At 66.9% G+C, this 10593-nt stretch carries 9 protein-coding genes; 5 read left to right on the top strand and 4 right to left on the bottom strand.

The window, feature by feature from the left end; genetic code table 11:
* Positions 1–132 precede the first annotated feature (132 nt).
* From CCR84_RS08945 to CCR84_RS08930, 4 genes are all read right to left on the bottom strand, one after another.
* Complete coding sequence (locus CCR84_RS08945; protein ID WP_201211488.1) at positions 133–1308, bottom strand: pyridoxal phosphate-dependent aminotransferase; 1176 nt, start codon at positions 1306–1308, stop codon at positions 133–135.
* Between the two features lie 4 nt (positions 1309–1312).
* Complete coding sequence (locus CCR84_RS08940) at positions 1313–1747, bottom strand: type II toxin-antitoxin system VapC family toxin (RefSeq protein ID WP_201211487.1); 435 nt, start codon at positions 1745–1747, stop codon at positions 1313–1315.
* Positions 1748–1750: 3 nt separating this feature from the next.
* Complete coding sequence (locus tag CCR84_RS08935; protein ID WP_201211486.1) at positions 1751–2008, bottom strand: type II toxin-antitoxin system Phd/YefM family antitoxin; 258 nt, start codon at positions 2006–2008, stop codon at positions 1751–1753.
* Positions 2009–2140: 132 nt separating this feature from the next.
* Positions 2141–3991 carry a phosphoenolpyruvate carboxykinase (GTP) gene (locus CCR84_RS08930; protein WP_201211484.1) on the bottom strand — a complete coding sequence of 617 codons (1851 nt, stop codon included), beginning with the start codon at positions 3989–3991 and terminating at the stop codon, positions 2141–2143.
* Positions 3992–4351: 360 nt separating this feature from the next.
* On the opposite strand from CCR84_RS08930, the gene CCR84_RS08925 reads away from it, so the two are divergent.
* The 5 genes from CCR84_RS08925 (at position 4352) to CCR84_RS16470 (ending at position 10563) form a co-directional block, all read left to right on the top strand.
* Positions 4352–6637, top strand: a complete 2286-nt coding sequence (locus CCR84_RS08925; protein WP_201211482.1) for an NADP-dependent malic enzyme — start codon at positions 4352–4354, stop codon at positions 6635–6637.
* A gap of 143 nt (positions 6638–6780) precedes the next feature.
* Complete coding sequence (gene pbpG, locus CCR84_RS08920; protein ID WP_201211481.1) at positions 6781–7929, top strand: D-alanyl-D-alanine endopeptidase; 1149 nt, start codon at positions 6781–6783, stop codon at positions 7927–7929.
* Between the two features lie 32 nt (positions 7930–7961).
* Complete coding sequence (locus CCR84_RS08915; protein WP_201211479.1) at positions 7962–8666, top strand: aldehyde dehydrogenase family protein; 705 nt, start codon at positions 7962–7964, stop codon at positions 8664–8666.
* A gap of 446 nt (positions 8667–9112) precedes the next feature.
* Complete coding sequence (locus CCR84_RS08910) at positions 9113–10054, top strand: NAD(P)-dependent oxidoreductase (RefSeq protein WP_201211477.1); 942 nt, start codon at positions 9113–9115, stop codon at positions 10052–10054.
* Entirely contained in the window at positions 10051–10563 is a 513-nt protein-coding gene (locus CCR84_RS16470; RefSeq protein WP_201211475.1) for an LEA type 2 family protein, read from the top strand. The genes CCR84_RS08910 and CCR84_RS16470 overlap by 4 nt, the downstream gene beginning before the upstream one ends.
* Positions 10564–10593 lie beyond the last annotated feature (30 nt).

The following is a 10593-nucleotide window of genomic DNA, read 5'->3' as shown; positions in this document are numbered from 1 at the left end:
TCGCCGCGGTCGGCCGCTTCCGGCGCTAGGAGCCGGGGCCTGCGTTCAACGAGCTGCTCGCCAGGACCGTGCAGCTGCAGTTCGTCTGCTGCCTCCTGCTCCGCGCCGGCCTGATTCTCGGGACAGTTTGATTCATACTGTCCCTAAAAAGTAACGAATCCGTTCCACCGCTTCGCCGAGCCGCTCGATCGGGCTCGTCGTCGACACGCGCAGGTGCCTTTCCGCCTGATGGCTGCCGAAGTCGATCCCCGGGGTGACCGCGACGCCGACCTTTTCGAGCAGCGCGTGCGCGAAGCGCTGGCTGTCGTCGGTGAAACGGCTGCAGTCGGCGTAGAGGTAGAAGGCGCCGTCGGGTCGCGCCGGGATGACGAAGCCGAGTTCTTCGAGCTTGGGCAGCAGAAAGTCGCGGCGGCGGCAGAATTCGGCGCGGCGTTCTTCGCAGATGGCGATCGTCTCCGGCGCGAAGGCGGCGAGCGCCGCGTGCTGCGCGATCGTCGATGGCGCGATGAACAGGTTTTGCGCGAGTTTCTCCAGGTCGCGCACGAAGGCCTCGGGGACGACCAGCCAGCCGAGCCGCCAGCCGGTCATCCCGAAATACTTCGAGAAGCTGTTCACGACGAAGAGATTCTCGCTGCACGCGTCGCCCAGGGCCAGCGCGGTCTGCGCGTCGGTATCGAAGCACAGGCCCTGGTAGATCTCATCGACGATCAGCGCGCCGTCGCGCGAGCGGACGAAGTCGGCGATGGCGGCGAGTTCTGCCGGCGGGATCAGCGTTCCGGTCGGATTGGCCGGCGACGCGAGCAGGGTGCCGACGCTTCTCTCGTTCCAATGCGCGGCGAGGTCGGCGGCGCCGAGCTGGAAGTGCTTCGCTGCCGAGACCGGGATGCTGACCGGAACGCCCTCGAAGGCGCGCACGAAGTGGCGGTTGCACGGATAACCGGGGTCGGTGAGCAGCCACTCGCCGCCGGGGCGGGCGAGGCAGGCGAGCGCCAGCAGGAGCGCGCCGGAGGCGCCGGCAGTGACGACGATGCGCGAGGCAGGCACCGCGATGCCGTGGCGACTGCGGTAGAAGTCTGAGATCGCCTGTCGCAGTTCGGGCAGGCCGAGCGCCGAGGTGTAGGGGACGCGCCCGCCGGCGAGAAACGCCTGAGCGGCGGCGACGATAGTCTCCGGCGTCGGGAAATCGGGTTCGCCGACTTCGAGGTGGACGATGTCGCGGCCCTCGGCTTCGAGGGCTTGCGCCTTGGCCAGCAGTTCCATGACGTGGAAGGGGGCGATATCGGCGACGCGGGGGGCGGCTTTGAGCATGATGCTATTCCGGTGACGGTATACTTGATTGCGAAGTGCTGGCGAAAGGGTTCAGCAGCTTCACGCCAAAGTTGCGAAAGTCGGCGACGTTGCGCGTCACTACCGTCAATCCATGAGCTTTGGCGGTGGCGGCTATCATTGCATCTTCATACAGTGTTTCTGAGGTCTTGTGCATGAGCTTCGCCCAAGCCCGAAAAACGGCAGCGTCCATCGGCAGGACGTTATAAGTCCCGGCGACAAGATCCAGCCATTGCTCGATCTGCCGCGCTTTTTCGACATCCTGCTCGCGCGTGAGCTCGATCCCTGCTTGAATTTCGCCGATCGTCACCGCCGATAGGTAGAGATCCTTGTCGTCTGCAGCCTCGATCCAGGCGAGCACAGCAGCATGCGGTTTTGGCCTGCGCAGTTCGGAGATGACGTTCGTGTCGAGCAGATACATGGCTCAGTCCATTGCTTGCACATGCCGACGTCGCGCTTGTCCGCGCGCCGGCAAAACCAGGTCCGTGCGCCCGACGTCCGACAAAAGCAGCTCTTTCAACGAGGGCTTGGCCGAGGTCTGCAATCTGCGCCACACCTCGACCGGAACGAGTACAGCAGCTTCGGCGCCGCGCTTGGTCACCATCTGAGGCCCTTCCTCGATGCACGCGGCAAGGAACTCACTGAAACGAGCTTTTGCGTCCTGAACAGGCCAAGTGTGCATGGTTTCACTCCTATAACTAGTCATAAGACTAGTCTGTTCTTTTTCGCGAGATATTGCAAGGTGATCGCTCCCAATGAAAACGGCCACCTCGCGGTGGCCGTCGTACAACTCAGGTGAGGATCAGGGCCTCGCTCAGTCGGCGTTCTTGAACAGCGCCAGTTCGAACAGTTCGCGCTTCAGGGTGAATTCGCGCGGCAGCTTTTCGCCCATCTTCTCGAACCATTCCTTGTGGCCGGCGAGTTCGGACTTCCAGGCCTCGACGTCGACGGTGGTCAGCGCGTCGAATTCGGGCTTGTTCACGTCGGTGCCGGCCCAGTCGATGTCCTCGAACTTCGGCATCCAGCCGAGCACCGTTTCCTTGGCGCCGACGCTGCCCTTGCAGCGTTCGACGATCCACTTCAGGACGCGCATGTTGTCGCCGAAGCCCGGCCACATGAAGTTGCCGTTCTCGTCGAGGCGGAACCAGTTCACGCAGAAGATCTTCGGCGTCGCGTCGACCGTCTTGCCCATCTTCAGCCAGTGGTTGAAGTAGTCGCCCATGTGGTAGCCGCAGAAGGGCAGCATCGCGAACGGGTCGCGGCGGACGACGCCCTGCGCGCCGAAGGCGGCGGCGGTCGTTTCCGAGCCGAGCGTCGCGGCCATGTACACGCCGTAGTTCCAGTTGAACGCCTGGTAGACCAGCGGCACGGTGGTGGCACGACGACCGCCGAAGATGAACGCCGAGATCGGTACGCCGGCGGGGTCCTGCCAGGCCGGGTCGATCGACGGGCACTGGCTGGCCGGGGCGGTGAAGCGCGAGTTGGCGTGCGCGGCCTTGCGCCCGTTCTTGCCGTCTTCCGGCGTCCAGTCCTTGCCCTGCCAGTCGATCAGGTGCGCGGGCGCTTCCTTGGTCAGGCCTTCCCACCACACGTCGCCGTCGTCGGTCAGCGCGACGTTGGTGAAGATGATGTTTTCCTTGAGGGTCGCCAGCGCGTTGAAGTTGGTCTTCTCCGAGGTGCCGGGGGCGACGCCGAAGAAGCCGGCTTCCGGGTTGATCGCGTAGAAGCGGGTGACGCCGTCGGCATCGACGCGCGGCTTGATCCAGGCGATGTCGTCGCCGATGGTGGTGATCTTCCAGCCGTCCATCGTCTTCGGCGGGATCAGCATCGCGAAGTTGGTCTTGCCACAGGCCGACGGGAACGCAGCGGCGACGTAGGTCTTCTCACCCTGCGGCGATTCGACGCCGAGGATCAGCATGTGTTCGGCGAGCCAGCCCTGATCGCGCGCCATGTTCGAGGCGATGCGCAGCGCGAAGCACTTCTTGCCGAGCAGCGCGTTGCCGCCGTAGCCCGAACCGTAGGACCAGATCTCGCGCGTCTCGGGGTAGTGCACGATGTACTTGACGGTCGGGTTGCACGGCCAGCGCGAGTCTTTCTCGCCGGGTTGCAGCGGTGCGCCGACGGTGTGCACGCAGGGGACGAACTCGCCGTCGGTGCCGAGCACGTCATAGACCGCGCGGCCCATGCGCGTCATCGTGCGCATGCTGACGACGACGTAGGGGCTGTCGGTGATCTCGAAGCCGATGTGCGCGATCGGCGAGCCGAGCGGGCCCATCGAGAACGGGATCACGTACATGGTGCGGCCCTGCATGCAGCCGTCGAACAGGCCGTTCAGGGTGGCGCGCATCGTGGCCGGGTCTTCCCAGTTGTTGGTCGGGCCGGCGTCTTCCTTCTTCTCCGAGCAGATGTAGGTGCGGTCCTCGACGCGCGCGACGTCGGAAGGGTCGGAGAAGGCGAGGAAGGAGTTCGGACGCTTCTCCGGGTTGAGGCGGATGAAGGTACCCGCTTCGACCATCTCGTTACAGAGGCGGTCGTACTCTTCCTGCGAGCCGTCGGCCCAGACGACGCGCTCGGGCCGCGTCAGCGCAGCGATGTCGCTGACCCACTTGATCAGGCCTTGATGCTTGACGTATTCGGGAACGTTGATGGCAAGGGTTTCACTCATGGCGATGCACTTTCATGACGGAACGGAAAGCGGGAGTCGTCGCGGGCGGCGCGGCGCGCGCGGCCGGGGCGTCGGAGAATTCCGGCGATATCCGGTCGAGAAAGGCGTCGGACGCGGCGGGCGGATGTACGGCTGTTGTCGGTGGCGGAGGCCTCGCTGCTGCGACAGTCGTTATGCATATTTCGTATGCTGTCACTGTGGCGTAATTATCCCATAAATCGCTGCCGGGGAAGGTTTGCCGGCAGTGGCCGCGCTGCCGGCGTGGCGGTGATGCTATAGTCGCGCCTCTTTTCGGATGCTGACGCGTGCATCGCCGGTCCCGCAGCATCCTCGCCACTCCCCGTGAAGGAAAGCCAAGCCATGGAAAAGGAACAGCTCCGCGCCGCCGCGCTCGCCTACCACCGCCAGAAGCGTCCGGGCAAGATCGCCCTCGAGGCGACCAAGCAGCTCACCAACCAGTACGACCTGTCGCTGGCCTATTCGCCGGGAGTTGCCTTCGCCTGCGAGGAGATTGTCGCGCAGCCGGCCGAGGCGAGCACGCTGACGGCACGCGCCAACCTGGTCGGCGTCATCACCAACGGCACCGCGGTGCTCGGACTCGGCAACATCGGCCCGCTCGCCGCCAAGCCGGTGATGGAAGGCAAGGGCGTGCTGTTCAAGAAGTTCGCCGGGATCGACGTCTTCGACCTCGAGATCGAGGAGAAGGACCCGGATCGTCTGGTTGACATCATTGCCTCGCTCGAACCCACCTTCGGCGGCATCAACCTCGAGGACATCAAGGCGCCCGAGTGCTTCTACGTCGAGCGGAAGCTGCGCGAGCGGATGAAGATCCCGGTCTTCCACGACGACCAGCACGGCACCGCGATCGTTGTCGGCGCGGCGATCCTGAACGGCCTCTCCTACCTCGGCAAGGATCTGAAACAGATCAAGCTGGTCACCTCGGGCGCCGGTGCCGCCGCGCTCGCCTGCCTCGACCTCCTGGTCATGCTCGGCATCCCGGTCGAGAACATCTGGGTCACCGACATCCATGGCCTCGTCTATGAGGGGCGCGTCGAGGAAATGGAACCGATCAAGGCGCGCTACGCCAAGAAGACCGACGCGCGCACGCTGGCCGAGGTGATCGAGGGCGCCGACGTCTTCCTCGGGCTGTCCGCCGGCGGCGTGCTGAAGAAGGAGATGGTCGCGAAGATGGCCGAGCGCCCGCTGATCCTCGCGCTGGCCAACCCGACCCCGGAAATCCTGCCAGCCGAAGTGCGCGCGGTGCGCGACGACGCGATCATCGCCACCGGTCGTTCCGACTACCCGAACCAGGTCAACAACGTCCTCTGCTTCCCGTTCATCTTCCGTGGCGCGCTCGACGTCGGCGCGACGACGATCACCGAGGAGATGAAGCTCGCCGCGGTGAAGGCGATCGCCGAACTGGCGCGCGCCGAGCAGTCGGACATCGTCGCCTCGGCCTACGGCGAGAAGACCTCCGCGTTCGGCCCCGAGTACCTGATCCCGCGTCCGTTCGACCCGCGCCTGATCGTCAAGATCGCGCCGGCGGTCGCCGAGGCGGCGATGGCCTCGGGGGTGGCGACGCGGCCGATCAAGGACTTCGACGCCTACCGGCAGAGCCTCAACGCCTTCGTCTACCACTCCGGCCTGATCATGAAGCCGGTGTTCGCGCAGGGGCGGCTGGCGCCCAAGCGGATCGTCTTCGCCGAGGGCGAGGACGAGCGCGTGCTGCGCGCGGTGCAGGTGCTGCTCGAGGAAGGCATCGCGCAGCCGATGCTGATCGGCCGCGCCGACGAGATGCAGCGCAAGATCGACGCCGCCGGCCTGCGCCTGCGCCCGGGCGTCGACTTCAAGGTGGTCCACGGCGACGACTGCGACTTCTACACACAGCATTTCGAGGAATACTGGCGCGAGTACCACCGGCTGATGGAACGCAAGGGCGTTTCGGTCGATTACGCCAAGCGCGAGATCCGCAGGCGGGCGACGCTGTACGGCTCGCTGATGGTCCGCCTCGGCCACGCCGACGGACTGGTCTGCGGCACCTTCGGCCGCCATCACATCCACCGCGAGTACGTGCGCAACGTCATCGGCCTGCGCGATGGGGTGGACAACTACTACGCGATGAACCTCCTGCTGCTGCCCGAGCGCACCGTGTTCATCGCCGACACCTACGTCAATTACGACCCGGACGCCGCACAACTCGCCGACATGACCCTGCTCGCCGCCGAGGAGATCCGCCGTTTCGGGATGACGCCGAAAGTCGCGCTGCTGTCGCACTCGACCTTCGGCAGCGAGGACACGCCGAGCTCGCTGAAGATGCGCGAGACCCTGCGCCTGCTGGGCGAGCGCGCGCCGGAGCTCGAGGTCGAGGGCGAGATGCACGGCGACGCCGCGCTCGACGAGGGCATCCGCGCGCAGGCGTTTCCGAACTCGCGCCTGCGCGGCCAGGCCAACCTGCTGGTCATGCCGACGCTCGACGCCGCCAACATCGCGTTCAACCTGCTCAAGACCACGGCCGGCGGCAACGTCACCGTCGGACCGATCCTGCTCGGCGCCGCCAAGCCGGTGGCGATCCTGACGCCGACGGCGACGGTACGGCGCATCGTGAACATGACCGCCCTCACCGTCGCCGGCGCGGCGTCCGCCTGACACGATGCGAGTGGTCTTCATTCAGCGTCTCAAGTCGCGCCTGCAAGCATATGATTCTTCGGGCTTGTCTTTTGCTTCCGATTGTCTTGTTCTCGCCGCGGGTGCTAAACTTTGTTTTTGAGCATTTGTTTCGGGAGGGGCTGATGAGGTCCAAGTTTGCTGCAGCCTTTCTCGCTGCGTCGCTGCTTGGCGTGAATCTCGTCGCGATCGCTCCGGCGCAGGCGGCAACGCAGCAGAAGGCGGCGCAGGTCAAGGTGCAGGGCAAGAAGGCGCAGAAACCCGTGAAGGCGGCTGTCAAGCGCGGCGTCCAGGCCAGGAAGGCAACGCAGCGGTTGAGGTATGCGGCCCCGAAGAGGGAAACGCAGCGGCTCACGAAAGTGCTGGCGACGCCGACGGCGTCCGCCCGTCTCGCTCCGGCGCCGGCCTCCGCCCTGCAGCCGCGCCTCGTCGGGGCGGCTGTCGGAGCGGCTGCCGTTACCGGGATGGTGGCGTCCTCGTCGTCGCTGGCCGGCCAGCCATCGCCGCAACAGCTTGCCCTCCGTTCCAACGCGGCGCTGGTCATCGACCAGAGCGGCGGTCAGCCGGTCTATCAGAAGAACGCCGACGTGGTTGCGCCGATCGCTTCGATCACCAAGCTGATGACGGCGATGGTCGTCCTCGACAGCCGGCCCGACATGAGCGAGACGATCGAGATCACCCGGGACGACGTCGATACCCTGCGCAACAGCCGCTCGCGGCTGCCGGTGGGAGCTAGCCTGTCGCGCGAGAACGCCCTGCTGCTGGCGCTGATGTCTTCGGAAAACCGTGCCGCGCACGCGCTGGCGCGCCATTATCCGGGCGGTCTCGACGCCTTCGTCGCGGCGATGAACCGGAAGGCGGCGGCGCTCGGCATGACGCACACCCAGTTTTTCGACCCGACCGGCTTGAGGAGCGAGAACGTGTCGACGGCGCGCGACCTGGCGAAGATGGTCGAGGCGGCGGCGCGCTATCCGCTCATCCGCGAGTTCTCGACGACTGCCGGATCGAACGTCGACGTCGGCCGGCGCTCGATCGGGTACACGAACACCAACCGCCTGGTGAAGAGCGACGACTGGGAAATCCACCTGTCTAAGACCGGTTACATCCACGAGGCGGGCAAGTGCCTGGTGATGCAGGCGCGCGTCGCCGACAAGCCGGTCGTGATCGTCCTCCTCGATTCGGTGGGCAGCCTGACGCGCATCGGCGACGCCAACCGCATCAAGCGCTGGATCGAAAGCACGATGGCCAACCGGCGGACGACGACCAGCGCCTGAGCGTGCACGCCACGCATCGAGAAAGGAACAAAATGTACGTGCGTCACGACGCCCTGGTTCTCCCGCTGTGGATCGACGGCCACCCCTTCCTGACCATGGTGCAGGAATTCTGCGACGTTCGCGATGCGAGCGGCAAGTTGCTGCGCCGCACGCCGCTTACCGGCGCCGGCGAAGCGCAGGCCGCCGCCGACGCCGCAAGGCGCGCCCTGGCGGCGTGGCAACCACTCGCGGCCGAGGCCAGGTCGAAACTGCTGGCTGCGGCCGCCGACGCGCTCGACGGCTATGCCGCGCACTTCGCCGGACTGATCGGCGAGGAGACCGGCTTCGCTGCCGACGCCGCCGCGGCCGAGGTCGCGGCTGCCGTCGCCGCCTTGCGCGCCGCCGCGAGCGACTGCCGGTCGGGCGAGGCGCCGGCGGTGCTCGCGCTCGTCGCCGGACGCGATTCGCCGCTGGCCGCACCGCTCGCGCGCGCGCTCGCCGCGCTGGCGGCCGGTGCAACGGTGGTGGTGAAACCGAGCCCGCACGCGCCGTCGGCGCTCTTCGCGCTGGCCGAGGTGTTGGCCGAAGCCGGCTTCCCCGGCGGCGTCTTCAACATCGTGCATGGCGACGAGGCCTCTGTCGATGGCCTGTGCGCGGCCAGCGGGATCGACGCGATCGCCTGCGTCGGCGACACGAAGCTGGTCGAGCGCGTCGCCGCCATCGCCGCGCGGCAGCAGAGGAAATTCCTGGCGCCGTAACCGGACGGAACTATTCGCTGACTGACGGCAAGGCCAACCCTCGGGTTGGCCTTGCTGCTTCTGGCGTCCTGCTCCTGGCCCCACCCTGCGGCCTGAGAGAGGCGGTGAGGTCCTTTGTTCGGGTCTTCCGGCCCTCCCACGAGAGGCCGATGCCGCGCGCGCTTTTTGTGGGAGGACCGGCAGGCCCGAATGTGCAGGCCCCCGGCAATTTCCAGAGACGCCGCTGGCCGTCTGCACAAAAAACGGGCAGTTCCGTTTTTTCCTTTGCGCACAGGCAGATACGCCAGTTGTCCAGCGCTTATCCACAGACTTGCGCCCGGATTCTGTGAGTAAGGCGCCTGTTGCCCCCATCATCGTTCGCTCTTTCCGGTTCCCCGGCGATGTGGTGCAATGACGGGCCGCACGCGAGGGAGTGTCGCGGCTGAGAGGAGAGGGGGATAGCACGCATGAAGATTGCTTTTATCGGGCTCGGCATCATGGGACGGCCGATGGCCTTGAACCTGCTGCGCGGCGGGCACGAACTCACGGTCTGGGCGCGTCGCGCCGAGTCGATGGCGCCGCTGGCCGAGGCCGGTGCGCACTGCGCGGCGAGCGCGGCTAGCGCCGCCGCAGGCGCCGACCTCGTCATCTCGATCGTCGCCGATGCGCCCGACGTCGAGCAGGTGATGCTCGGTGCGGGCGGCGTCGCCGATGCGCTGGCGCTGCGCGACCCGCTCGCGGCGCCCCTGGTCGCCGTGGACATGAGCACGATCGCGCCCGCGGCCGCGCGCGACATCGGCGCGCGCTTGGGCGAGCGCGGCATCGCCTTCCTCGACGCGCCGGTGTCCGGCGGCGAGGTCGGCGCCATCGCCGGATCGCTGTCGATCATGGTCGGCGGCGACGCCGATGCCTTCGCGTTCGCACAGCCGGCGTTCGCGTGCATGGGGCGCAACATCGTCCATGTCGGCGACTCCGGCGCCGGGCAGGTGGCCAAGGCGGCCAACCAGATCGTCACCGGCGTCGGCGTCCTCGCCGTCGCCGAGGCGCTCAACTTCGCTGCGCGCAACGGCGTCGATACGGCGCGCGTGCGTGAGGCCCTGCTCGGCGGTTCGGCCGGCTCGCGCATCCTCGAAAATCACGGCCAGCGCATGCTCGATCGCAACTTCAAGCCCGGCTTCAAGGCCTGGATGCACCAGAAGGACCTCAACATCGTGCTGCAGTGCGCGCACCAGCAGGGCGTCTGCGCGCCGCTGTCGGCGGCGACCGCGCAGTACTTCAACGCGCTGGTCGGCTGTGGCCTCGGTGAGGAAGACTCGATCGCTGTCCTGAAGCTGCTCGAAGGCCTGTCCGGTGCCGGGGCTCCGCCCGCTGCGGGAGGTTTGCCGGAGGAGAAGGACTCAGCGTCGTGAGGCAGCTTCTGCGCATCGGCCTCGCCCTGGGGGCGGCCTTCCTGCTCGCCGCCTGCGCCGCAGTCTCACTCAAGCCGCCGACAGTCTCCTTCGGCGGCATCGAATGGCGCCAGGGTAATCTCGCCGAGCAGCATTTCGCGCTGGCGCTGCGTGTCGACAACCCGAACGCGCAGGAATTGCCGGTGAGCGCGCTCACGCTCGAACTCGAACTCGCCGGCCGCCGTTTCGCCAGCGGGCGTTCGGCCGAGCCGGTGACGATCCCGGCCGGGGACGATGCGCTGCTCGTCGTCGATGTCGTGAGCGATCTCGCCAGCGTGCTGCGGGTCGTGCGCGAAGCGCGCCGTGAGGGCAGGAGCGCCATCGATTTTCGCCTGGTCGGCGAGGTCGAGGTCGCCGGTTACGGGCGCCATCCCTTCATGCGCAGCGGCGTCGTGCGCGCCGACCGGATCGAGCGCAGCCTGAATCGCGCAGCAGTGCCTCCCGTCGATCGGCCGGCGGCCGCGCCGTGAAGCGAGCCGGCCTGGGCATGGTGCCCGATT

The sequence above is a fragment of the Rhodocyclus purpureus genome (genome assembly GCF_016653115.1).
Classification (GTDB): domain Bacteria; phylum Pseudomonadota; class Gammaproteobacteria; order Burkholderiales; family Rhodocyclaceae; genus Rhodocyclus; species Rhodocyclus purpureus.
The sequence above is the reverse complement of the archived record's forward strand: the minus strand, read 5'-3'. Positions and strand labels throughout refer to the sequence as shown.

What these genes read in the sequence shown, in the direction of transcription:
- CCR84_RS08945 (WP_201211488.1), bottom strand. Translation starts at nt 1,308, where the DNA reads ATGCTCAAAGCCGCCCCCCGCGTCGCCGATATCGCCCCCTTCCACGTC.
- CCR84_RS08940 (WP_201211487.1), bottom strand. Translation starts at nt 1,747, where the DNA reads ATGTATCTGCTCGACACGAACGTCATCTCCGAACTGCGCAGGCCAAAA.
- CCR84_RS08935 (WP_201211486.1), bottom strand. Translation starts at nt 2,008, where the DNA reads ATGCACACTTGGCCTGTTCAGGACGCAAAAGCTCGTTTCAGTGAGTTC.
- CCR84_RS08930 (WP_201211484.1), bottom strand. Translation starts at nt 3,991, where the DNA reads ATGAGTGAAACCCTTGCCATCAACGTTCCCGAATACGTCAAGCATCAA.
- CCR84_RS08925 (WP_201211482.1), top strand. Translation starts at nt 4,352, where the DNA reads ATGGAAAAGGAACAGCTCCGCGCCGCCGCGCTCGCCTACCACCGCCAG.
- pbpG (WP_201211481.1), top strand. Translation starts at nt 6,781, where the DNA reads ATGAGGTCCAAGTTTGCTGCAGCCTTTCTCGCTGCGTCGCTGCTTGGC.
- CCR84_RS08915 (WP_201211479.1), top strand. Translation starts at nt 7,962, where the DNA reads ATGTACGTGCGTCACGACGCCCTGGTTCTCCCGCTGTGGATCGACGGC.
- CCR84_RS08910 (WP_201211477.1), top strand. Translation starts at nt 9,113, where the DNA reads ATGAAGATTGCTTTTATCGGGCTCGGCATCATGGGACGGCCGATGGCC.